This window comes from Streptomyces sp. NPDC111606, assembly GCF_055656945.1.
The window spans coordinates 32467-56393 of record NZ_JBVKBY010000020.1 but is presented as its reverse complement, the minus strand read 5'-3'; the positions used below and the strand labels follow the sequence as shown (position 1 = coordinate 56393).

General features: G+C 67.6%; 16 protein-coding genes and 4 pseudogenes. 9 read left to right on the top strand and 11 right to left on the bottom strand.

The annotated features are described in order from the left end of the window. Window positions 1-48 precede the first annotated feature (48 nt). Window positions 49-1077: an SGNH/GDSL hydrolase family protein gene (locus tag ACZ7M7_RS42600; protein WP_472126948.1), complete on the bottom strand. Its 1029-nt coding sequence runs from the start codon at window positions 1075-1077 to the stop codon at window positions 49-51. A 585-nt stretch (window positions 1078-1662) separates the two neighbouring features. On the opposite strand from ACZ7M7_RS42600, the gene ACZ7M7_RS42595 reads away from it, so the two are divergent. Beyond that, a complete protein-coding gene (locus ACZ7M7_RS42595; RefSeq protein ID WP_472126945.1) occupies window positions 1663-3681 on the top strand; it encodes a Shedu anti-phage system protein SduA domain-containing protein in 2019 nt (672 codons plus the stop codon). A gap of 304 nt (window positions 3682-3985) precedes the next feature. Here ACZ7M7_RS42595 and ACZ7M7_RS42590 read toward each other — a convergent pair whose 3' ends face one another. From ACZ7M7_RS42590 to ACZ7M7_RS42580, 3 genes and pseudogenes are all read right to left on the bottom strand, one after another. After that, entirely contained in the window at window positions 3986-6337 is a 2352-nt protein-coding gene (locus ACZ7M7_RS42590; RefSeq protein ID WP_472126996.1) for a P-loop NTPase fold protein, read from the bottom strand. A gap of 255 nt (window positions 6338-6592) precedes the next feature. After that, a pseudogene (locus ACZ7M7_RS42585) lies at window positions 6593-7432 on the bottom strand (WD40 repeat domain-containing protein); the annotation flags it as partial. Between the two features lie 536 nt (window positions 7433-7968). After that, the gene (locus ACZ7M7_RS42580; protein WP_472126943.1) at window positions 7969-8595 is read right to left on the bottom strand and encodes a hypothetical protein; all 627 of its coding nucleotides are present in this window, start codon (window positions 8593-8595) and stop codon (window positions 7969-7971) included. 478 nt (window positions 8596-9073) lie between these two features. Here ACZ7M7_RS42580 and ACZ7M7_RS42575 point away from each other — a divergent pair. From ACZ7M7_RS42575 to ACZ7M7_RS42555, 5 genes and pseudogenes are all read left to right on the top strand, one after another. After that, window positions 9074-9891, top strand: a pseudogene (locus ACZ7M7_RS42575) (IS701 family transposase); the annotation flags it as partial. A 460-nt stretch (window positions 9892-10351) separates the two neighbouring features. Next, window positions 10352-12487: a hypothetical protein gene (locus ACZ7M7_RS42570; protein WP_472126940.1), complete on the top strand. Its 2136-nt coding sequence runs from the start codon at window positions 10352-10354 to the stop codon at window positions 12485-12487. Between the two features lie 118 nt (window positions 12488-12605). Beyond that, entirely contained in the window at window positions 12606-13055 is a 450-nt protein-coding gene (locus ACZ7M7_RS42565; RefSeq protein ID WP_472126937.1) for a hypothetical protein, read from the top strand. 350 nt (window positions 13056-13405) lie between these two features. Continuing rightward, a complete protein-coding gene (locus ACZ7M7_RS42560) occupies window positions 13406-13825 on the top strand; it encodes a hypothetical protein (RefSeq protein ID WP_472126934.1) in 420 nt (139 codons plus the stop codon). Further along, window positions 13801-14112: a hypothetical protein gene (locus tag ACZ7M7_RS42555; RefSeq protein ID WP_472126931.1), complete on the top strand. Its 312-nt coding sequence runs from the start codon at window positions 13801-13803 to the stop codon at window positions 14110-14112. The genes ACZ7M7_RS42560 and ACZ7M7_RS42555 overlap by 25 nt, the downstream gene beginning before the upstream one ends. Window positions 14113-14380: 268 nt before the next feature. On the opposite strand, the gene ACZ7M7_RS42550 is transcribed toward ACZ7M7_RS42555, so the two are convergent. The 5 genes and pseudogenes from ACZ7M7_RS42550 to ACZ7M7_RS42530 all read right to left on the bottom strand — a co-directional run bounded on the left by ACZ7M7_RS42550 (window position 14381) and on the right by ACZ7M7_RS42530 (window position 19388). Beyond that, entirely contained in the window at window positions 14381-15247 is an 867-nt protein-coding gene (locus ACZ7M7_RS42550; RefSeq protein WP_472126994.1) for an SGNH/GDSL hydrolase family protein, read from the bottom strand. A 611-nt stretch (window positions 15248-15858) separates the two neighbouring features. After that, the gene (locus tag ACZ7M7_RS42545) at window positions 15859-16170 is read right to left on the bottom strand and encodes a hypothetical protein (protein ID WP_472126928.1); all 312 of its coding nucleotides are present in this window, start codon (window positions 16168-16170) and stop codon (window positions 15859-15861) included. Window positions 16171-16351: 181 nt separating this feature from the next. After that, window positions 16352-17950, bottom strand: a complete 1599-nt coding sequence (locus ACZ7M7_RS42540) for an alpha/beta hydrolase (protein WP_472126926.1) — start codon at window positions 17948-17950, stop codon at window positions 16352-16354. Between the two features lie 189 nt (window positions 17951-18139). Then, window positions 18140-18496: pseudogene (locus ACZ7M7_RS42535) on the bottom strand (GAF and ANTAR domain-containing protein); the annotation flags it as partial. A gap of 523 nt (window positions 18497-19019) precedes the next feature. Next, a complete protein-coding gene (locus tag ACZ7M7_RS42530; protein WP_472126923.1) occupies window positions 19020-19388 on the bottom strand; it encodes a hypothetical protein in 369 nt (122 codons plus the stop codon). A 111-nt stretch (window positions 19389-19499) separates the two neighbouring features. Between ACZ7M7_RS42530 and ACZ7M7_RS42525 the strand changes: the two genes are divergently transcribed. After that, window positions 19500-19634 carry a hypothetical protein gene (locus ACZ7M7_RS42525; protein WP_472126920.1) on the top strand — a complete coding sequence of 45 codons (135 nt, stop codon included), beginning with the start codon at window positions 19500-19502 and terminating at the stop codon, window positions 19632-19634. 13 nt (window positions 19635-19647) lie between these two features. Here ACZ7M7_RS42525 and ACZ7M7_RS42520 read toward each other — a convergent pair whose 3' ends face one another. After that, window positions 19648-20256 carry a TetR/AcrR family transcriptional regulator gene (locus tag ACZ7M7_RS42520; protein WP_472126917.1) on the bottom strand — a complete coding sequence of 203 codons (609 nt, stop codon included), beginning with the start codon at window positions 20254-20256 and terminating at the stop codon, window positions 19648-19650. Window positions 20257-20351: 95 nt separating this feature from the next. Between ACZ7M7_RS42520 and ACZ7M7_RS42515 the strand changes: the two genes are divergently transcribed. Both ACZ7M7_RS42515 and ACZ7M7_RS42510 read left to right on the top strand, forming a co-directional pair. After that, window positions 20352-21602, top strand: coding sequence for an NADH:flavin oxidoreductase/NADH oxidase family protein (locus tag ACZ7M7_RS42515; protein WP_472126991.1), 1251 nt, complete (start codon window positions 20352-20354; stop codon window positions 21600-21602). Between the two features lie 273 nt (window positions 21603-21875). Continuing rightward, on the top strand, window positions 21876-22352 hold the full coding sequence (locus tag ACZ7M7_RS42510; RefSeq protein ID WP_472126914.1) for a hypothetical protein: 477 nt from the start codon (window positions 21876-21878) through the stop codon (window positions 22350-22352). Here the strand turns inward: ACZ7M7_RS42510 and ACZ7M7_RS42505 are convergent. Next, window positions 22327-23924 (bottom strand): annotated as a pseudogene (locus ACZ7M7_RS42505) (succinic semialdehyde dehydrogenase). The gene ACZ7M7_RS42510 and the pseudogene ACZ7M7_RS42505 overlap by 26 nt on opposite strands. Between the last annotated feature and the right edge of the window lie 3 nt (window positions 23925-23927).

The following is a 23927-nucleotide window of genomic DNA, read 5'->3' as shown; positions in this document are numbered from 1 at the left end:
GCCGACGGCCCGGGGCTTCGATCATGCGGGAAAGGGGCTGTATCTCGGTCAGCGGTTGAGGACTTCTTCGATCTTGGTTGCTACGTGCTGGGCCTGGATGTCACGGCCCTTCTCGTTGGGGTGTGCGTACCACGGGATCGGCGTGCCGAGTTCGACCTTGGAGCCTTCCAGCAGGCCGCCGATGCCCCGGTTGGCGCCGTCGCACGCCGTGTTGTTTCCGGTGTGGTCGTAGAGGTCCACGAAGTCGGCACCGTCGTCCGCGGCGACCTTCTTCATGACGTCGTCCAGCCGCTTCTGGGCCTGGTCCAGGACGGGCAGCGCGTCCTGGGGGATGTCGGCGAACGGCAGTTCCGTCTGGCCGGGGGCCGCGGTCAGGCACTTGGTCGTGTCCTTGGGCACGAGCCGGGGATAGCCGACCAGGACACGCTCGGCGTCCGGCGCGAAGTAGCTCATGCGCTGGAGCGTCTCCTCCAGGTCCCCTTCGACCCGCTGGAACTGGTAGTCCAGCCACCGCTCTCCGTCTTCCGACTCGAAGAAGTCCTTGCACTCGCCCGCCGGTTGGTCCGAATCCACCGGCTGTCCGGGCAGCAGCACTCCCTCGTTACCCCGGAGCTTGGCGGAGCACTGCTTGAGGATGCTGGTGAAGCCCAGCGTGTTGCCGCCCATACCGCCCACGACCAGCTTGGTGTCCTCCTTGAGCGCGTCCTGCTGCGCCGGGACCGACCCGACGCCGCCGAAGAGCTCCTGCTCCTTCCAGAAGTGTTCGACCAGCGCGCCTCCGCAGGAGACGTCCGACTGCACGTCGAGCGTGATGTCCCTGGCCGCCAGGTTCCGGGTGGCGACGGCGGGATAGTTCTCCGTGGCCTGGAAGCAGAAGAACTTCTCGTTGTCCTGGTCATTCACGGGAGCGATGCCGAAGTTGGCGGTGTAGGAGTCGCCGAAGAAGACGGTCGGCACCGCCTCGGCGGGCGCCGCGCCGGCGGGTGCCGCCGGCGCGGCGAGCGCCAGGCAGCTGCCCAGTGCGACGGCCGCGGCGGCCAGCCGCAGTGTCCTGGGAGTGGTTGTCGTCTTACGCATGGCCGAAGGCATGCCTGTGCCCTTTCGTTGGGGCCCACGCGAAGCGGGGCGAGAGAGCGCTACGTTCCGTATTCAGACATGCGCAGAGCGTGATCGGCGAGTGGTTGAGAACCGCAACCAAGCGTTCTCGGACATTGCTTCCACTCGCGTCCATCTCGCCTGCTCAGCAAGGGTGCCCAAGGAGGATTGACTGCCGAGATCGAGAACGATCACGACCCGTTCGAGGGAGGGCCGGCGCGGCCGCGGTGCGAGCCGGGCAACGGGCCGCCCGTTGGCGGGGCGACGGGATTCGACGCACCGCCGTGCCCGCCGAGCGAGTGAGCGACTGTCGCAGACATGTGCCATAGCTGACGTGGTTGTGCGTCTCGAACTGGCCTGAATCCCGCCTGCGACGGGTCTCAGGCCGTCACCGCCTCGAGCGCCGGATGAGGAGAGGCCGGAGAACCGCACAGCCACTGGTGGATGGCAGTGTGCTCGGCGAGGTGAAGTCTCAATTGTCCGGCGCCCTACCGGCTAACCGCCCATCCTGGACGCATGACTTCCACCGATCCCGCCAGCGCGGCCGAGTCGCGGACAATCACTCCTGTGACACGACGTGACATCTTCGCGTACCTGCGCGGGATGTCGAGCCCCTGGTGGGGCACATTGGATGAGGTCACGTTCCTTGAGGGCCTCTACGACCTGGACCGGCCGCCAGTCGGCAACAGCCGGCTTCCGACCGTCCGCGCCGATATCCAGCAGCACCGGATCAACAATCAAGACCTGGACGACGACTGGATCTTCGAGGACTCCCGCCTGGAGCTCTCCCACCGACCGGACGAGGTACTACTCAGCTTTCTCGCACGGATGGTCCATCCAGAAGTGGCGGCTGACGTCGAGGAGGCTATGAAGCATGTCCAGGCACTGAACGTGCTGCTGGCGCCGGACGGTTGGGGTCTGCGTGCGCACGAGTTCCTCTCGGGCCGCCCCCTGTATGAGCCGGTACGTATTCCGCCTACAGGCCCGTTGATCCCGCTGCCGCTGGAGGACGAGGACGCGGGCAAGCTCGACCTGGTCCTCGGCCAGGTTTTCAGTCTCCTGGACTGCGCTGGGGAGGAGACCCCACGCGACCTGCTTCGCACCGCGGTTCTGACTCTCCGCCGTGACGGCGGCTACTTCCATCCCACACCTGGTGACCATTGGACGGATGCCACCTACGAGGCGGTCCTGACGGTGGAGCGCGAGCTTCTGCCCACCTGCACCGCGGAGGTGAAGGAGGCGGTCTGGCGGACGTTGCAGTCCGTGCTCACTCAACTCGGCCGCATCGACGTCCAGGACCTTGTGGTCGAAGCCGACACCCGCCCGCTGCCCAACATCCCACCGGACTGGCGGACCCAAGGCGCAGCGCCCGCTACCCCCATCGTTCGCGGCCTCCGACTCCCCTTCACCACCACCGAATTCGACGTCACCCGCAGGGACTTCACCGACCTGGAGATCCGCGGTGCGCAGGACAGCAGCGGGTTCCACTACCTCTACGACACCCGCGCCCGCCGGATGATCACCGAGTTCATCCTCGACGACCGGCCGCAGGTAGCGACCCTGTGCAGCGTCACCATCATCAAGAAGGGCGACACCTTCACCCCGAGGATCAAGCTCTGGAAGAAGGACAAGAAGAGGGCTGGGGAAGTCTCCGCCACGCAGGAACTGCCTGACACCGGGATCACCCGGGCCGTCAAGGCGCTCGTAGACACCGGGGACGTCCACGAGAACTTCTGGAAAGTCATCAACTTCCTCCAGGGCTGCACCGGCCTGAGCACACCCGGCAGTTCCCTCCAACTCGTGGCCGGTGACGAGACCCAGCTGGCCGAGCTGCTGACCGGCCAGGACCGGACGACGGTCCTCGGCGCGGTCAGGACCGCCATCGGCGGCGGGCTCACCGAGGAGGACATCCGGCTGATCAGCAACCGCAAGGAACAGCTTCAGAGGTTCGAGCGACTGCTGACCGATCCGGACTACTTCCGCCAGGAGGAGGACGCGGCAACGACACGCGGGGCGGAAGCGGTCTGGCAGGCCTTCTTCGAGGCGAATCAGTGGATATTCGGCTACGGCCTCAACCTCATCGCCTGCGAATCCATCAACGACGGCAAACTGGAACGCATCACCACCGGCGCCAACATCTTCGGCGGAGCCGGGAAACGTATCGACGCCATCATGCGGTCCAAGGGCCTGATCAGCAGCATGCTCTTCTGCGAGATCAAGACCCACGACACCGAACTGCTCGCCAAGACCCCGTACCGCGTGGGCGTCTACCAGGCATCCAAGGAACTCGGCGGCGGCGTGGCGCAGGTGCAAAAGACGGCCAGCAAGGCCCAGCAGCTCATCTCCCGCGAGTTCCTCACCCGGATCTACGAGGAAGACGGCACCCCGACAGGGACCGAACTGTCCACTACCCGCCCGAGGCAGGTCGTGGTGATCGGGAGCCTGCGCGAGTTCACGCACAACGGCGCCGTGAACCCGGAGAAGATGAGCTCCTTCGAGCTGTACCGGACATCCATCCAGGAGGTCGAGGTCATCACCTTCGACGAGCTCTACGAGCGGGCCTGCTTCATCGTCGAGGACCACTGAGGCGGACCGCTACCAAGGCGCTCGACGACACTGCCGCTGTCCATGGTTCGGTTGGCCAGAGGCGGTTTTCCACTCTTTGGGGTAACGCCTCCTGATCGGCGGCAGAGCGACCGGCCGCCTGTGCCCTGTACCTCACAGCCAGTAGCGCCTACCACTGATCACGTGATCAACGCTCCTGTCGTCCGGGTGGGTTAGTCCCCCCAAGGGCTTGGTCGGCCACAATGTTCGGTGGCAGCCTGCGCACGACCCCGCCCGCGCCCTGGAATTCTTCAGGTGAACCACCCTCTGCGAAGCCCCACCTGGTTCACGACGCTCCTGTGTCCTCTCCTGACCCCGGTTCCGGCCGGTTGCCCAGGGGGCGTTGCCGCTCGAGGCTGCTGACGATGCGCCCAGTGGGAAAGGACAACCGGCCCACCGGAACGACCCAAGGGCCCCAGGCGGACAAGGGCTCGGGCAGCTGAAGGCTGTGCTCGGCAGCACTTCGTTCCACTGCATCAAGGCCGTCCAGCAGGGCTTGCCACTGCTGGGCCTGGACGGGCGTCATGTTCGGGTCCGCCACGCTCCACCACTGCCCTCCCTTCCTTTGCCGCGGCGTGAGGGAAGCGCGGAAGCGGGCCCAGCTCTCGCCGGGATGCGCGGCAGTCGTGTGGTGCAGATGGAGGAAGAGGGCAGGGCCGAGGGACGGATAGGCGACGAGCGCGGCAAGGAGAACCATGGCTGCGCGGTAGGGCCGGTAGGGCACGTCGCGGAAAGCGTTCGTGTCGGGGTCCAAGACCACGGCTCGCTGTTCGTCGAGATCGGCTTCACGGTGATCCCGACGGATCGCAGTGAGCAGACCATAGCTGTTGGCAAGCCGCTTGACCGCGCGGGGAGTGGCCACGAGGAGTGGCGGACCGAGCAGGTTCAGCAGGGCGATCTCGTCGGGCTCGAGCGTGAGCGGATCCACCCGCTCAACCACACGGGCAGCGGGCAGCTCGAGCCCGAACTCGTCCGCCTCGGATACTGCATCATCGTCGCCAGCACGGACCCCGTCCGCACTCCCGGTCCTGCGTTCCTCGCCCTCGCCCAGAAGAGGCAGGGGGTGGGCAGCGGATGCGGCATCGGGGCGATCGGCCTCGTGCGAGGGCGAGGGCAGCGGGCCGAGCGTCGGGTCGGGCAGGTCACCGCGTACGCCGACCAAGGTGTGCAACATCCGCTGGTACCCGGTGGTGTCCAACGGCGGCAGGGTGAGCACTACCTGGAAGATCTTCTCCAGGTACTGCGCGGGAGTGGAGCGCCACAGTTCCTCGTCGTCGGGGTCTACGGCGCCTTCTCCGCCTTCCGTGCCGCTGGAAGGCTCTCCCTGATCGAGGAGGTCCCGGTAGTGCGCGCTGATAGCCCGCAACAGCCAGCGCGGATCCACAGCGACAACCACAACGAACAAGTCGACTGCGAGCAGCAGATGAACGGCCTCCAGCATCTCCACCACACGCTGAGGTGGGCATCGGTCCAGGTCGTCGATGCAAAGAATGATCCGGTCGATTCGCGGCAGCTCGTCCCCTGCTTCGTCAGTACCTGACCCAGGCGCGCTGCGGGAGTCCTCCGCAGCACGGGCCAGCAGATCCGCCATGCGCTGGAAGTCCTCGCGGATCCGGGTCATCACCCCGAGCTGACTGCGATAGTCGCCTGTCACGGCCCGGTCGACGACGAGCCCGGCCAGCTGCCCGGCTGCGGTGACGTTCTGGACTTGTCTGGTGAGCTCGGACACCTCGGCATCTGCGACGTCGGCGGCGGTTTGCAACCGGCGATGCTGCTGCTCGCCGAACTGCACGGCCTTTTGCCATGCAGCGTTCGCACGGGCCCGGGCTGCGCGAATGAAGCCGACTGCCGTACGTACGGCCACTGCTACACAGGCGATGCCTGGCAGGGTCGCTGCCCAACCCCACAGCGCTGGTAGGCCCCAGGCCATCGCGACCGTCGCTCCGGCCAGTACGACGAGGACGGCCAGAAGTGCGGCGGCGACTAGCGGAGCGCTTCGGGCAAGACGCCAGGACGCCCGGCCCGTCCCCCGCAACGCAGCCACGGTGCGTGCTGCCTCCGCGTAGACCTTTTCCGGACCGTCGCCTGCGAGCATCCGTACCTCTGCCCGCTGTTCCTCGGGAAGCCGGTCCCACAGCTTTTCGGGTTCGTCAAGCGCCTTGTGCAGCTCGTCGCAACGCGTTCTCGCGGCGTGCAGCCGTTCTCGCAGACGGCGCTCAGTGACCAGCTCGGCCGTAAGACGGGACTGCCTGCGCTGCTCCTCGTCGACGTCGCCGTTCAGCGGCGCCGCGAGCTGGGCGAACAGCTCGGCGACCAGGCTGGCCCACAGGCCAGTTTCCGCGTAGTGCCAGGCATTGAATCTGACCTGCCGCACTGCGCTGTGCGCGAGCGGGTTGCCCGGCTGGGCTGTCGCATCCACCTGTTTCTGCAGCAGCCCCAGAAAGTGGCTCTTGCCCTGCCCCCAGTCACCGAACAGTCCCACCGCCAGTGGTGGCCTCGCTGTGCGCGCGGTGATCAGCTCTGCGACCGCGGCTGCCTCCCCCGCCCTGGCGAGGTCGTCGGTAGAAGCCGTAACGTCCGAACGGTAAGTGGGCAGCCGCGGAACGGGCCGGTGCTCCACCACCTCCCACAGCAGCACGCCACCATCATCATCACCAGTGGCCAGAGTCGGCCGACCGCCGGCATCCCCCCACGCACCCCACACCAGACTGCCGGAATGACCGTTCAAGGGTTCTCCCAGGGCAATTCCCTCCACTGGGTCCCATAGCCGTACCTCCGCGTCTCGGTCCCCCGTGGCCAGTACCGGTCGGCCTTCGACACCGCTCCAGGCCCCCCACACCAAGCCACCTCGGTGGCCGGTCAACGGCTGTCCCTGCATTCTGCCGGTTGCCGGATCCCACAACCGGACTGTCCCGTCAAAACCGCCGGTGGCCAACACCGGCTGACCTGTGACCTGTCCCCACGCACCCCACTCCACGCTGTGCTCGTGACCGATCAAGGGCTCTCCCAGCGCAGTGCCCTCCACGGGATCCCACAGGCGTACCTCCCCCCCGCGGTCGCCCGTGGCCAGGACAGGCCGGCCGTCGACACGGCCCCACGCACCCCACTCCACAGGTTGGGAGTGGCCGGTCAATCGCAGTGGTGCCGACCTAGGCACCTCCGCGAAGTCCCACAGGCGTACCTCGCCTTCGTGGTCACCGGTGGCAAGGAACGGCCGGCCGTCGACACGGCCCCACGCACCCCACTCCACGATGCCGTTGTGGCCGGTCAGATGTCCTGTCTCGGCGCGCTGCACCGGATCCCACAGGTGAACCTGGCCCACCAAGTTGCCGGTGGCCAAAACGGGTGCGGGCCCGACCGTGCCCCAGGCCCCCCACATCCCAGCTGCGTCGGCCGGGCCGGGCATGGGTTCACCAAGTTCGGCTACTGCCCCCTCCCATGTCCGCGCTTCCCTCCTGCCGTCCGGGGAGCGAGGGTCCCACAGGCGTACGGTGCCGTCTCCGCCACCCGTGGCCAACAACGGCTGACCTGCCACGCTCCCCCACGCCCCCCACAGCACAGCGCCGTCATGGCCACTCCAGGGGGTTGCTAACAGAGTTCCGTCCACCGGGTCGCACAGTCGCACCCTGCCGTCGGCGTCACCAGTGACCAGCACCGGTCGACTGCTCAGCTCGCCCCACACCCCCCACAGCGCACCCCCGTCATGTCTCGGCAGGGGTTTCCCCACCGGCATTCCACGCAGAACAGGTGTCCCGATACTGCCGCTCATGGCAGGAATGTACGAGCTTTGGGCACATTCGCCCGGGTAGGCGCCACGGGAGGCCATTGACGAACCCTTTGCTCACCCACGGCATCCCTGTGTCGGACCGATCGCCAGCTGACGTGCCAGAGGATGTGAGGCCGAGCTGTCCTATTGATCCGAAACGCTTTGGGTTCAGCGCGTTGACGGTGCCTCCTCGACGAGAACCTTTTGGGTTTCTGATCAATAGGGAGACGCCCGAGAGGGTCTGCGCACTGAACAGATCATTGCGCATTTCCTCGGTGTCGACCGTGCAGGGAAGAGTTCAGTGCCCAGGTCAGAGCCTCGGGCGCTGAACTCAATTCTCTCGCCCGACAGATACCGCAGGCGGCGACGTCAACACCGCCGTACACCAGTGGCAGGTGGAGACCGGACGCATCCGCCCGGACGCCCAGATGATTCACATCGAGGTCCGAACATGGCGCCCCGGCTGACCGCACCTGGGGCAACCATCCCTCCACGCGGGGCTGTCAGTGCCCAGACTCTGCGGGCTGTGCCTCGGCCTCAGGAGCAGCTGCTGACTTGGGAGCGGTATAGAAGACGGACCTTCCTTGCTTGGTGCGCTCTGCCTGGCTTTTGGCCACGAGCCCCTCGAGTGTGACTCGCACGACCTTGTCCGCGATCTGGCGCTCGGGGTGGGCCTGGCCGAGTGCTGTAGAGATCTCCGCAGCCGAGCGCGGTTCCTTCAGCTCGAGGAGGTGACGGCGAATGAGCTCGACCAGGGTGGGCTGAGCTGCCTTTGCGGCATCCGCCGGCTTGGCCACGGGCTTCTTAGGTGCTGCCTTCTGAGGCGCGGCGGTGGACTTCCGGGCCTTTCGCTTGCCGCCACGCGCCGCGCCGGTCTTCTGCCGGGGTGAGGGCACCGCGGCACTCTCGGCCTCTGCCGCGGGCCGGGCCGGCGCCTGGGTGACACCGAGCGCCTGCTGCACGTTCACCAGCACTGTGTGGTCGTGCTGCACCGCGGCAAGCTGCTCTTGCAGGGACGCGATCTCCGCAGTGATACGTTCCTGCTCTTTCACATTGCGTTCGAGGTCTCCGGCCACCTGGGCGACGTACTGCGATGTCAGTTCGGTGGCGGGAGTGATTGTCTCGGGCATGGGGCTGACCTTCCTCAGCGAATGAACGTCCTGCGGGGCTGCACCACATGGAAGTGACGCCCTCTTGGGCGAGGTCTAGGCGGCGGCGCGGCTGGGGGTGCCACAAGTGCCGCAAGATGCCTCGGTGTACAGATGGTACGGACAAACAGCGCTGGTTGTTCCCGCCAGGTGAGGTCTTCTTACTCTGGAGACAGTTTCAGGATTGTCATACCCGGTGTCCGTTAGGCAGCGCGACGGGATGTGGCTGAGGCTGGGGCAGGTGCCACATCACCTCGTCGTTCGCCCGGACGTGATGCCATGCCCCAGGGCGTCTGTGGCCAAGGCGGTCGAGGAGGTCGCCGGTCTGCTGGGGGGGGGAGTGACCGCATAGGCGGGGGAGGGTGTCCATGTCGGTGCTGTGTTCGGCGCGAGCGCAGGTGTGTGCGGCCAACGCGAGAGCGGTCAGTTGCAACGCGGGTGCTGCGGCCGGCAGGACCTGCACCGGGAGAAGTGGCGCCTTGCGCTCGGCCTGCTGGACACACTCGCCCAGTGGCATCTGACGGCGCCGGTCGTGGTCGCTGACGCCGGCTACGGCGTCAGCACTCCGTTCCGGCTCGGTCTCGAGGAGCGGGGGCTGTCCTTGTCCTGGCGCTGAACGGCAAGGAAGTCGTTCATCCGGAGGATGTCGAGCCGCACCAGCCTGCTTATGGCGGCCTCGGACCTCCCACCCTTCCCCGCTACCGCACCCCGCCGCGAGCTGTCTCCGCCTTCGCGGCGCAGGCGGGTGCGGAGCGGTTCACCGAGGTGACCTGGCGGCAGGGCAGCAAAGGCGCGATGACCTCACGGTTCGCGGTGCTGACCGTGAGGCCCGCGGGCAAGCAGTCCCTGGCCGCCGCTCAGGAAGCGGGCGGCGGCCGCAGCCGGTGGGACGGTGCCCTGCCCGTCCGAACCCTCCTGGTCGAATGGCCGGATGGCCAGGACGCCCCGACGGACTACTGGATATCGAACCTGCCGCCCACCACTCCGGCCGCTGACCTGGTGCGGTGGGCGAAGATGCGCTGGCGGATCGAACACGATTACCGCGAGCTCAAACACGGCCTGGGCCTGGACCACTTCGAGGGCCGCACCTGGCTCGGCTGGCACCACCGTCCCGGGGAACCAGCGGGTTCGGGGCACTTCCTGGCACTTCCTGCGCATCGCGAAGGACCACCGCGGCCGGGACGTGCCGCTGTGGTCGACGCTGTGGGAGGACTCCGGCCAAAGAGCGGGCGTGAGGACTGCGGCCTCGAGACCCTCCCGGCCTTGGTCAGGGCTTAGATCACTCCGCGCTGGGGAGCCGGGGCAACGCGCCGTTCAGCGATGCCGACTTCCTCCAGCTCCGCCAGAAGGCCGTCCGGGAAGGTTTCCGCAATGCCTGCGCACGGATCCTCTCACCGCCTCAGTGAACAATCAAGCTCAGAAACAGCTCAACACCGTTGCTTCACGCGACGGTCACAGGTTTCCCTATCTTAGCGATCTTGGGCGCATCCGGAAGGCTGCGCTCAGGTTCGCGGTCCGATCAGCGTGTTTGCACTTGGCCAGGTGAGCCCGACCAGCTCATCCATACCTGCAGACACCAGACCAGGGGGGAACTATGACATCTCAGGCCATTAGAAAGTCCACGCTACGCGCCGTCTGGGCGGTATGCGCGGGCTCTCTCGTCGCCTCCGCTGCGCTCGCACCGCAGGCCATCGCACCGAACACGGCTCACGCAGCAGACGCCTCGTGTATCTCGTCGGTGGGTACCTACGTCCTGAGCCCGGCGAGCACCAACCCCGCCAAGAAGCGGACTCTGTCCAAGTACATGGACTGGGGGCCCAAGGCGGGCGAGTCGAGTTTCTTCGACACGCAGCTCACCGCCCAGATACCCGGCACCAGCAAGCTGTTCACCGCGCCGAACGGCGTGATCTACGAGATCTCCAGCAGCGACCGTGACGCGCCACTGAAGGCTTACAAGGACAACACCGCGACAGGCGGTGCGCTGCTGACGCCGGTGAAGTCTTACAAGCCCGACTGGAGCACCGCGAAGCGGGTGTGGTCGAACGGCAAGCGGATCTTCGTCATCAACGCTGACAACACGGTGAACGTGTTCGGACAGAGCGCCCCGGCCACCGGCGACGGGACCATCAGCCTCATCACCACACTGCCGCGGTCCAACAGGCTGACCGAGATCCTCAACGCCGAGGACGTATGGATGGTCGGCTCGGTCATCTACACGCTGAGCACCGACGGCACGATCGCCCACCAGACCTACCTGGAGACCGGGGGGTCTGCGGGCGCCGTCACGACCACGCTGGGCGCCTCCGTCACCGACACGACCGGCCTGAGCGGAGTCACGCAGGCGTGGAGCCCCGGTCCCGGCGCCATCAACACCCTCAGCGTCACCGGCGATCCGGACACCACGGGTCGCATCAGCAAGTACGCCACCGGCCCGTTCACCGGGATCAACGACGAAGTGACCGTCGGCATCCTGGGCGACGTCATGGCAGACCCTGCCGCCTGCATGGCGGACCCGGACCCCGACGTCGTGCCCTACTTCGGCACGCCAACGGCCGTCGACAACGATCTGCCAACCGCGCAGGAGCCGTCCGACACCGGTGCGCCGCAGCCGTCGAACACGGTCACGGGCAAGTTCATGCTCGGCGACGGGCAGCCCGCGGCCGGCCTGCCGGTCACGGTGACCGCCGCCGATGTCGTAGCCGGTAGCGAAAGCACTAATGGCGCTACGGAGCCCGTTGTGGGTACCGCGACGACGGCAGCCGACGGCACCTGGTCCCTGACGCTTCCCTCGAAGCTGCCGACGGCCGTGCAGAAGGCCATGGACGACAACCGCGGTGCGCTGAACCTGAACGCCACCACGACCGGAACCACCTCGTCCGGCGTCCCTGTACTGGGAGTGGACGCCCTGGTCGCCGTACCGCCGAAGTCCGCGACCCTGCGCGCGGCGAGCAGCGAGGAGACGGCCTCGATCGCGGAGGCGATCGACGACGGGCACAGCGTGCCGATGCTGCCGAACACGGTCGACGACGCCACGGCGAAGGATCCGACGCCGGAGCAGGAGAAGCGGACGCTCGCCGCCCAGACGGAAGCCGACCCCAAGGCGACCGACGAGAAGACTCCGGTGTGGCAGTCCGACCGCGGCGCCCTCGCCGCCGACTACAACCCCTACTTGGCGGACGGCAAGGACATCCGCAGCGAGAAGGTCGCGCCTCGCGCGTCGGGGACGTGTGACACGCTGCGGTACAAGCAGACCTCCAAAATCAAGTACACGGTGGTCGGTGAAGCGCACGCGAACTGGGATGCGAAGGCCACGTTCGAGTACGACGCCACGATGAACAGCACCATCGACATCGCCGTCAACAGCAACGGGGACTGGAAGGTCGGCGGCAGCAAGCAGGTGTCGCACGAGACCGGTGCGTCGACGGGTTACGTCAACAAGGGCTCCTACTACGCCCGCCAGTACCAGGTCCCGGTCGAGTACATCAAGTACAAGCACCAGCGGATCTGCTCCGGCACGGTCCGCGCCACCTGGTACACGATCGAAGCCGGCCGCTACAAGGTTCCCTCCGGCGGCTCGGTCGGCAAGATCGGCAAGAACGTCTCCTCCAAGGACGGCTCGCGCAACTACAACAACTCGCCCAGGAGCCACCGGGCCAAGGTGGAGCCGGGGACCTACTTCCAGCTCACCAGGAAGAAGTCGAGCAAGTTCGGCAACGCCGTCAACTTCATGGGCGTCGCGCTCGGCGTCACCACCGGGTACGACAAGAACCACAAGCAGAAGATCACCGCGGGCAACCGTACGAGCGCGAAGCACAAGATTTGGGGGAAGAATGGGCCGGTTTCTGACAAGCCGGGTGTCTTCTACTCCAGCTAGACGCCGCACCATCCTCGTTGCCGGACTCGGTGCCGCGGCCCTGACGGCCGGGGTTTCCTGGGTGATCGCCGGCGCGTTGGAAGGCGGGGTCCGCGAGGGATCGGCACTCGATGGAGGCATGCAGTCAGCCGGGGATGTCGGCTACGAACACGCCCAGATCGGTGACGAGTACTGGGCCGGTCTTCCCCTCACCTGGAACACGTCTGCTCGAGACGTGGAGATCACCAAGGCGGAGTTCTCCGAGGTCCCCAAAGGGCTGAAGGTCATCGAGTACCGGGCCCTCAACGGCAACGAGACGGACGGGAACATCCTGTTCGCCCGCACCGATGGCAAAGGCGGTATGCCCGACCTGTCCAAGGCCAGGAACTACGCGGGCCACCCGGTCAAGGTGAAGGCGAAGTCCGGCAGCGACATCTACTTCGTCGCCCGGGTCAAGGTCACCGGCCCACCCCAGGGCGCGCTGAAGGGGTGCCGTTTCTGGTACGAGCAGGACAGCAAGGAGTACCAGCAGCAGGTGGACTGCTCGACCATCGTCAGCCTCGGGCCGCCCCTGAAGTACGAGAAGTAGGCGTGACTGCCTGTTTCTGAAGCGGGTCGCAGACGGGCCTCACGCCACATGTGATCAGCTTTCAACGACCGTGCTCCCAGCGCGAGGCCCGGCGGGCTACGTCCCGCCGGGCCTCGCGCAGACAGCTGGTCACCCGCACAGTCGGGAAAGGAGCCTACGCATGGGAGGAGATCGGCCGGAACGGGCCCAGAGACTATCCGGCACGCCCCCGCGTAGACGCCTCAACTGTTCTTGCAACTGCCGCCGAGTGCGCTGACAGACCTGGGTGCAGAATGACCCCGCACGATCGGGAGGGAAACGTGAATAGACTCAAGCGCCTCATTGCGCGTGGTTCGCTCATTGTGCTTGCGGTGTCGGGGCTTGCAGCCTGCGCTGGTGATGACAAGGACGAGGCACTCCAACTCGCCAGGGAAGCCTGCGCGATGGAGTTCCCCGAGGTCTCTGGTGATCCGCTGATCGACGCCGGGGCTCGCCAGGAGTCCCGCGACAGAGTCCTTCCGCTCATGGAGAAGGCGGCCGACAAGACGGCCCAGGCCGCCCGCCTCGATGACACCTGGCAGCCTCTCGCTACGGCGTCCAACCGGGGCGCCGAACTCGCCTCGATCACGCTCGAACTCGGTGACCTGCGCAGTACGCAGCTTGGCGGGGACTACAGCGATCCCGCGGACCTCGACAAGGACAGCCAACTCGACGAGCGACGCACCAAACTGATCAACAGGCTGGACGAGCCGAGCATCACCGGCGAGTGCCGCAAGACGACCGGGTCCTAATCGAACGCTGGCCCGCAATCGACTCCCGCATCCTCGTCTGTCAGCGCTACAAGTCCTTCACCCCAGCGAAGTCCCTCACCGTCATCCCTCAGTACCACCGACTGTGGACAGCCGTCCCCACCGACGACCCGCTGTGGATCGACGACCTCGCCTGCCACGGCAACTTCCGCCAACGGGCGAAACTCACCTACCTGGTCATAGGGAGGGGTGCAGCGCTGCCTTCACCCCACGATCTGCGGCCGCACGGAACACGTCTGAATGCGCAGAACGGGACGAGCAGCGCGTGATCGATGCACATGAGCGGCCAACCGCTTCAAGGCCCTCGAAGCCGCCTCCGGTTCGGTGGATCGTGACGTGCGCGCAACGACTCCTTACTGGCCGTGACCACTGCGCAGTGGTCAGGACCAGATGCGCATCCGGGGTTGCACGGCAACTTCAGATCGGTGGGACGACGAAACCCGGATCGATGACCTGGAGCTTCGTTGAGGCGCGAGGACAGGAACCGGACCGTGCGCGGGAGGGGCGCCGGCCCGGTTCCCTGCTGGGGTGTGCCCCTTACCGGTTGAGGATCTGCTCGACCTTGCCTGCCACCCGCTCGGCTTGGATGTCGCGGCCCTTCTCATCGGGGTGCGCGTACCAGGGAAGCCATTGGTCTTCGCCGATCTGGATCTGGGAGTTCTCCAGCAGGCCGCCGATACCGCGGTTGACGCCGTCGCAGGCCGTGTTGCTGCCGGTGTGGGTGTAGAGGTCGACGAAGTCGGCGCCGGCGTCCGCGACGGCCTTCTTCATCGTGTCGTCCAGCCGCTTCTGGATCTGGTCCAGGACCGGCATGGCGTCCTGCGGGATGTCGGCGAGCGGCAGCTCCGTCTGGCCGGGCGCCGGGGTCAGGCACTTGGTGGTGTCCGCAGGCACGAGTCTGGGGTAGCCGACCAGGACGGGCTTTGCGTCGGGGGCGAAGTACCGGATGCGTTCGAGCAGCTCCTCCAGGTCCCATCCGACCCGCTCGAACTGATCGTCCAGCCACTGCTTTCCGTCGCCGGACCCGAAGAACTCGGCGCACTTGGCGGCCGGTTGGTCCTCGTCGACCGGCGTTCCGGGCAGCAGGGCGTGCTCGTTGGAACGGAGTTTGTCGGAGCACTGCTTCAGGATGCGGGTGAAGCCCAGCGTGTTGCCGCCCATGCTGCCCACAACCAGCTGGGTGTCTTCCTTGAGAGAGTCCTGCTGCGGCGGGGCCTTCAGGCCGGTGCCGGGCAGCAGCTCCTGCTCTTGCCAGAAGTGGTGGATGAGTGCGCCTCCGCAGGAGACGTCCGACTGGACGTCGAGCGTGATGGCCTTGTCCGCGAGGCGCCGGGTGGCGACGGTGGGATAGTTCTCCTTCGCCTGGAAGCAGAGGGTCCTGTCGCCCTCCTGGTAGGGAGCGATGCCGAAGTTGGCGGTGTGGGAGTCGCCAGAAGAAGACGGTCGGTACGGGGTCGGCGGGCGCCGCGCCGGCGCTTCCTGCCGGGCCGGCGAGCGTCAGGCAGCTGCCCAGCGCGACGGCCGCGGCGGTCAGCCGCCGTACCACCGGAGTTTTCGTCGTCTTACGCATGGCCGAGGACATGGCTGTGCCCTTTCGTCGAGGCCCTCACGGGGTGAGACCAGTGAGCCGGAACGTTCCGTATTCAGTCATGCGCAGAGCGTGATAATCCAGTGGTTGTGAGTTAAACCAGACATTCCTGGACAACCTCTCGTGCATGTCCATCTCGCCTGCTCAGCAGAGGTGTTGGGGAAGCGCGGGCAGATGAATCGGATGCGATCATGGCCCGAAAGAGGAGGAGCCTGCCCGACCCTCCTGCGGGCCCGGCAGCGTGGCCGTGCGCTGACGGGCAAAGACGTCTGGCATGCAGTCGGTCATGCCGTACAGAGGAGCGGCCATCGAAGAGGAGTCTGTCGGCCGACGCTGTCGCCTCTGGGTACTTGGCCTAAAGCCTGGCTGAGGCGTGAGTCCAGGTCGGCGGGTGAGTGACGGAGCAGGCCTGCCTCACCTGCGAGCGTCAGGTGAGGACGGGCAGCGGCCGGGTCTCCGCACCTGGGTCCAGCACAGTCAGGGCGCCGCTCAGCCGGTCGGCGATCTTGCGGCTGACCGTCTCGGCCCGCTCGAGTGCCGCGTCGATGTCGTCACCCAGCAGGCCGGGCGGCAGCAATCCCTCGTCCGGTAGAACCGGTGTGTCGACGGGTGTGCCGTTCGTCGCGGGCAATGCTGATGCGGCCCGCAGGTGCCCCATCTCCAGCCGCACCCGCCGGGTGCGGATGAGTGCCTCCGCCAAGAGGCTGGTGGCGAGCTGGCGGTCAGAGTCGGTTCGCACGAGTGTCGCTGCTGTGCGGCTGTGTCGATCGACGGCTCCCCAGCTCGGCGTCCACGGCCACCAGCCGGGGCAGGACGGGGCGTCAAGGTCCGGCATGTGCGGACTCACCCCCGGCGGCACGAGTACGGGTGGGGCCCGCCGCTGACGGAGGGCCCCACGTGGTCGTCACCCTGTCCCGGGTTCAGAAACGGCTGACCATCCCGGGGAGACCACGAGGTGTCGGCAGCGGGAGCGGGTTGTCGCCGGCGCGCTCGCGTGCTTCCGGAGCGGCCTTGCAGGTCACGTCCTTGACCGGCAGCTTTCCGGTGGTCAGGTAGGCCGTGGCCGGCTTGTCGGCGCACGACTTGGAGCCGTAGATGCCGTGTCCGACACCTCCGAGGACCGTGACCATCTTCGAGCCCTTCATGACCCCTCGCAGGCCCTGCCCACTGGCCAACGGGGTCTGGGAATCCCACTCGTTCTGCAGGATCAGCGCGCCGACCTTGTTGTCGATCGTGGTGGCGGGCTCGGAGCCGTTCTTCTTCCAGAAGGCGCACGGCTTGATGTTGGACACGAAGTCGCCGTACAGCGGGTACTTGGCCTTGTCCCGGATCGCGTCGGCGCGGTACTGCTCGGGATCGCGCGGCCAGTTGCGGGTGTCGGCGCAGACGACGGACCAGAAGCCGGCGTCGCCGTTGTCCTCGGGCACGGCACGGGCGAAGGAAGGCGGCTGCGGCGAGAGCCTCTTGCCCGCCTCGCCACCGGAGGTGGGCCGGCCCTCGGCGGCCTTCTTCAGCTCGACGACCGACTCGGCGGCGTCGCGGACACTGAAGAACGTGGCCCGGCTGCCGGAGCGGATGTCGTCACCGGTCAGCTTGGTGCCGTCGAGGTCGATCGGCTTCCGGTCGGCCTGGGCGACGAGGTCGTAGAAGGTCTTGCGGACCGCCTCGGGCGTCTTCCCCAGCTTGTACGTGGAGTTCCGCTCGGCGGTCCACTCGGTCCAGCGGGTGAAGGCGGGCTCGGTGCCCTCCGCCCAGATCTGGATCATGCCGCGCCAGACCCTGGCCGGGTCGACGGCGCTGTCCAGCACGAAACGGTCGGAGCGCTTGGGGAACATCTGCGTGTAGACCGCGCCGAGGTAGGTCCCGTACGAGTACCCCAGGTAGGAGATCTTCTTCTCGCGGAGCACGGCCCGGATCACGTCCATGTCCCGCGCGGTGTTACGGGTGGTGATGTGCCGCAGCTTGTCGCCCTGCTTGGCGTCGCACTTCTCGGCGACGGTCCGGGCCCACTTCACGTCCTTGGCGAACGTCGCTGCCTTGTACGGCCGTTCCGAGTTCGCCTGCTCGGGCGTCAGGCCGCAGCTGACGGGGGAGCTCTGGCCGATCCCTCGCGGGTCGAACCCCACGAGGTCGTACTTGGCCTTCACACTCTTCGGCAGCTCACTCGCCATGTACTGCGGCATGTCGACTCCCGGACCGCCGGGTCCGCCCGGGTTGAGCAGGAGCACACCCCGGCGCTCCTGCTTGGTGCTCGTCTTCAGCCTGGATATCGCGAGGTCGAGCTTCTTGCCGCTGGGGCGGTTGTAGTCGAGCGGCACCTTGATGGTGGCGCACTGGAAGGCCGCCGGCATCTCTCTGTCACAGCGGTGCCAGGCGGGCTTCTGCTGAAGGTACTGGCTCATGGGGTTCGCCGCGGTGGAGGGGGCGGAGGCGGCGGATGCCGTGGCCGGCGCGAGCGCGGGAACCAGGGCGGCGACGGTACTGGCCGCCAGGAAGCAGGCTATTCGGCTGTTTCGCACGTGGGGGAGGTCCTTGCCGTTGAGGTGTACGGGTCGGACCAACCCTTTCGGCTATGGGAGTTGGGGCGAATCCATCAACGAGGCAAGGTTTCTCAGACCGTGGACGGACAGGGCGGGCGGCGGATGGTCCCGGAGTCGGACAACCAAGACTCGCTCCGCGGCATCCAGCTCAATCGCCTTTCTGCCGCCCTACGGCCATCCCGGGGTTCCCCGTTCGCACACACGGCGGGCCGCCTCGCGAAGCTTGATGTTGCTCTCCTGCGAGGAGCGGCGCAGCACGTCGAAGGCTTCTTCTTCGGTGAGTTCGTGGGCGCCCATGAGGATGCCCATGGCCTCGCCGATGATGTGGCGGGTGGCGACGGCCTGTTCCATCTGGGCGTGGGTGCGGGCGCTGGAGAAGGCGACCGCGGCATGGGAGGCGAGCAGCAAACCGGCTGTCTCGCCGTCCTCGGTGAAGACAAGGGCTTGTGGGAGCATAAGTTCAGCGCGCCGAATTCCTCGTCGTCGGTGAATAACAGGAAGCGCCATCATGCTGCCCACGCCGAGCGCTGCGAGGACCACGGCGTCCACGAACTCCGCACAGAACTCAAGTCGCAGAACGGGAGTGCCCACCCAGTCCGGTGACTGATGACCTGGCAGGTTCCCCATAGCCGTGCAGCTCACGTGCCTACGGCCTGCCTGGTATGCGGTATTCATGGACCGAGCGGGGTGTCTCTGAAGGCCGCGTCGATGGTACCGGCATCTGGACATGGTGGGTCCGGTTGACCCGCAGCACGTTGCTCGGGCTGGCTTCCAGGTGCGGGGCGTGGCAGCGCCGCTCGGGGGATCACCTGGTGGCCGTCCGGCACGGTGAGGACGTTGAGTACGCCCGCGAGCACGACGATCCGCTCGACGCTCTGTACGGGGAACGAGGAGTCCGACGCCGGGCTGCCGCGGGAACGGCAACAGTAGGCGCCCGGACCCTCGGGCTGGAGGCGGCCGCTGTCGCTGGCGTGGCAGAGGATCGGAACGGGCATGGTGTACCTCCGCGCGGGCACCGGCTCCGGCGGGCGCCCGCCGGCTTGGGCGGTCAGGGCTTCACGCGGGTGACGCGGGAGGTCCGCAGAGGGGCGCGCAGGACGTCCGCGTGCGCGGGCGGGTCAGGTGCCGCGAGACGCTGGAGCGCCTCGGTCAGCCTCGGGTCCGCGAAGTCCTCCTCGGCTCTGTCCGCTTCGCCGGCCGGCACCCTGCGCGCAGTGGTCTCGGTGTGCCTGAGGTCCGGCATCTCCTCGGAGGGTGCGAGAGCCGCGATGTACGGGCTCCGGCCAATGGACATCCCGCTGCCCGTCCGCTGCTCCGTCGTCGTGGGGTACGCGGCCACGGCATGCGGCCCGTCGCCCGGCTGCTCGTCGGCGAAGACGTGTGGAGCGCCTTCGTCGAAGGCGCCGCCGATGCGCATGCCGAGCTGCCCGCCGCGCTCGGCCGGGGGCGCGACGCTGTTGTCGTCACCTCGGGCGGCTTCCTCGCCGCACCGTGAGGCACGCTGCTCTCGCTGCCGGACGAAGGAGTCGTGGCCCTCAACCGCGTGACCGTCAACGCCTCCGTCACCACCCTCGTGGTGGGCGCGTCCGGAACCACGCTCCTGACTTTCAACGAGCACGCTCACTTCGCCGGAGAGCGCCGCCGCATGCTCACCTACCGCTGAACCAGGCAGTCATCTACTCGGCCGGCGCTGCCGCTTGGGACAGAGCGGGGGCCGCGTTGAAGAGTGCGTACACGGAGGCGTGGACCTGGTTCGCGACCACCTCGGGTGTGGAGCTGTCCAGCTTGCCGTCGAGGTGCAGGAACGCCAGGCCGTGGACGAGGGCCCACACGGTGGTCGACAGCGCTGCCGAGTTGTCGACACCCGGGAAGGCGTCGCGGACGATGCCCTGCACGTACACGGTGATCACGGCAGTCGCGGCGACGCGTTCCGCGCTGGTCGGGTCGCAGGGCTCGGCGAACATCGCCCGGAACAGGGCCGGGTGATCGAGCGCGAACTGCACGTAGACGACCGCGACCGCGGCCAGGTCATCGGGAGTCGACGGCGCGGGGTGGACCGCTGCCAGGTGCTCGGCGAGCTCGCGGTATCCCTCGGCGGCGACCGCGGAGACGAGTGAGTCGCGGTCCGCATAGTGACGGTAGGGGGCGGTAGGCGACACGCCGGCCCGGCGGGCGACCGCGCGCAGCGAGAGCCCCGCGCTGCCGTCCTCCTCCAGCAGCTCCCGCGCGGCCCGCAGGCAGGCGGCGCGCAGGTCGCCGTGATGGTACGTGCCGCTCTGCGACATAAGTCACACTCCCTCATGTGTGCGGTGCTCACATTGGTGCCCTAATGTGAGTGGTGCATACATCGTAGGTGATCGACATGGAAGAGGAAACCGGGATGACCACCGAGCTGTTCTCGCCACTGCTCCTGAGCTCCGGGCAGGTGCTCAGCAACCGGATCGCAAAGGCCGCCATGGAGGAGAACATGGCCGGCAACGGCCAGCTCCCCGACGAGCAGCTCTTCACGCTCTACCGGCGCTGGGCCCGCGGCGGCACCGGACTGCTGATCACCGGGAACGTGATGGTGCATGCCGAGGCACTGACCGGCCCTGCCGGAGTCGTACTCGACGAGCACGCGCCCCTGAAACCGTTCACCGAGTGGGCGAAAACCGGCAAGTCCGGTGGCGGGGCGATCTGGATGCAGATCAACCACCCTGGCCGCCAGGTTGCGTCCGACATGCCCGGCGTCGTGTGGGGCCCCACCGACATCGGCGTTTCCCTCGGCAAGCACAGCAGCCGCTTCGGCCGCCCGACGGCCATGACCGCGCAGCAGATCGAGGACACCGTGACCCGGTTCGCCGTCACGGCGCAGCGCGCAGAAAAGGCCGGCTTCGACGGCGTCGAGATCCACGCAGCGCACGGCTACCTTCTGTCGCAGTTCCTCTCCCCGTTGGTCAACAAGCGCACCGACCAGTGGGGCGGATCACTGCAGAATCGGGCCCGGATGCTCCTGGACGTCGTCCGCGCGGTCCGCGCCGCCGTCTCACCGTCCTTCGCGGTCGCGGTGAAGCTCAACTCAGCCGACTTCCAGCGCGGCGGCTTCGACGCCGACGACGCGCGCCAAGTGATTGCGATGCTGGAACCGCTCGGCGTCGACCTGGTCGAACTGTCCGGCGGCAGCTACGAGAGCCCTGCGATGACCGGCCGCTCCGCCGATGACCGCACCCGGGCCCGCGAAGCCTACTTCCTGGACCTCGCTAAGGACCTGGTGAAGACCAGCCCCCTCCCGCTGATGCTCACCGGCGGTATCACCCAGCGCGTCACTGCAGAGAGGGTCCTCGACAGTGGGGTGGCGGTCGTCGGCATGGGCACCGCCCTCGCGGTCACCCCCGACCTCCCCGACCGCTGGAAGCAGTATCGGGAGGCCGACCGCCAGCTGGAGCCGGTGACCTGGTCGGACAAGGCCCTTGCCTCCGCTGCCAGCATGGCAAAGGTCCGCCATGAGATGCGCCGCCTCGCACGTGGCCGCACGTCCAAGCCCGGCACTCACCCGGCGATCGCCCTGATCTGCGAGCAGCGCAAGCAGCGAAAGGCTCTGCGTGGCTACCGCGCCTGGCTGTCCAGGGCGCAGAGCACCACGGGCCGTTGAACCCGCCTTGCCGAGATGTCCTCGGATGTGCCCGGTGTACCCAGCCCAGCTGGGTACACCGGGCACATCCGCGCGCGGCCCTTGGGGCACTGCCGGCGGCCCACGTGATCACCGACGGGTGGTGCGGGGCGGACCGACCGTGAGAGCGGACGTACGGCGGCTTCTGCCTCAGAACGGCACGCTCTTGCGCGCTGAGGTCGGGACAGCTGTGGTGCGCATGACTGTCGGCAACGACGTCGAGCCGGACGGCGATTCGCCCGGCCCATTCGACTTGTGTTTCGTCCCCGGCTGCTGCGGGCTGGAGACTGGCGTAACGAGCACGAACTCATCGGCGACGTCAGCATGCTCGGCTTCGGGCCCGCCCCCGCGTCGCCGGTCGCGATGCAACTCGGCGGCACCGTCTGGTTCAACGTCAATGCCGAGCAGAGCGATGGGCCGGTGATCGAGCTGTCCGTAACCGAGCTCCGTCGCCGGCTCCCCGGTGCCGAAGGCGAGGACCTCACCGACTACGCCGCCGCGCTGACGCCGCAAGGGTCTCCCGGCGCCTGCCTGACACTGCACTTGCTTCAAGGCGATTTCGCCCGCGGCCCCGGCCTTCCCGCCACGCTGCCGGAGCGGTACGACGGTGTGCAAGGCGAAGAGGGCGAGCTCGTCGTGTGGACGGGCCGCCCTCTTTTCGCGGCGCGCGGCCCGATCGGGGCCACGGTCGTACGGCAGTCGCTGTTCAGCGCATGCCGGCCGCCTTCATGACCTTCAGGGCGCCGGTCAGGAGGGTCGCCCACGTCTCGGGGGAGATGCGCTTCGGCGGGGTGAACCCCTGGATGCGTTGATGGGCGACGGTCTGGGGCTCGGTGTACTTGAGGATGCCGTCGGCGCCGTGACGGCGGCCGAGTCCGGAGTCGCCCATGCCGCCCATCGGTGCGTCGATGCTTCCCCATGCGGCGGCGAAGGCCTCGTTGACGTTGACTGTGCCGGCGTGCACGCGGGCAGCGACGGCGCGGCCCCGGGCCCCGTTCTCGGTCCAGACGCTGGCGTTGAGGCCGTAGGGCGTGGAATTGGCCAGCGCGACCGCCTCGTTGACGTCACGGTAGGGGTAGATGGACACGACGGGGCCGAAGGTCTCGTGGTCGTGCAGCGTCATCTCGGGGGTGACGTCGGTGAGGATGGTCGGTTCGTAGAACAGCGGCCCCAGGTCTGGACGTGCCTTGCCGCCGGCGAGGACGGAGGCGCCCTTGGTCACGGCGTCGCCGACGTGTTCGGTGACGGTTTTCAGCTGGGACGGGGTGGTGAGACAGCCGACGTCGATGCTGTAGTCGTATGCGGCCCCGATCTTGAGCTTCTTGGTGCGCGCGACGAACGCGGCGACGAACTTGTCGCGGATCGACTCGGCCACGTACAGGCGCTCTATGGAGACGCACAGCTGTCCGGCGGAGGGGAAGCAGGCGGCCACGGCGCCGTCGGCGGCCTTCTCGATGTCGGCGTCGTCGAGGACGATCATGGCGTTCTTGCCGCCGAGTTCGAGAGAGGCGCCGATGAGGCGGCGGCCGGCGTCACTCGCGATGTGCCGGCCGGTGGCGGTGGAGCCCGTGAACATCATGTAGTTGGCGTTGTCCATAAGCGCGCCGCCGATGGAGCTGCCCCTGCCGATCACCAACTGCCACACGTCGGCCGGCAGCCCGGCCTCGTGCATCAGGTCCAGCGACCACAGTGCGGTCAGAGCGGTCTGCGTGTCGGGCTTTTGCACCACGGCGTTGCCGGCCATCAGCGCCGCTATGGCATCGCTGGCGGCCATGCTCAACGGGTAGTTCCACGGGGAGATGACGGCGACGACACCCTTGGAATGGCGCAGTTCGGTGGTGTGGGTGAGGACAGGGATCGCGCCGCGGCGCCGCTTGGGGTTGAGGTACCTGGCGGCGTTGCGGGCGTAGTAGCGGGAGGTGATCGCGATGTCGACCACTTCGAGGTGGGCGTCGCGGCGGGTTTTGCCGTTCTCGGCCTGCATGAGGTCGAGGGCTTCGTCCTGGCGGGCCAGGACGAGGTCGTGGTATCGCAGCAGGATCCTCTTGCGCTCGTCGAGGGGCGTGGCCGACCAGACCTTCTGGGCGGTGCGGGCGCGGGCGAACGCCTCCTCGACGTCCGCGGGTGTCGAGACCGGCAGGTCGGCGAGCGGGACACCGGTGTACGGGGCGTTGGTGGTGACCCGGGAGGCGTTCGGCGCGGCCGAGACCTGAGCGGCCAGCCGCTGGAGCATGGGGGGGTGATGGACGCGGGCAGGCCCGCGCTGCGGGCAGAGGTGGGGCGGGTGGCGTGGTCGGTGGCCATGAC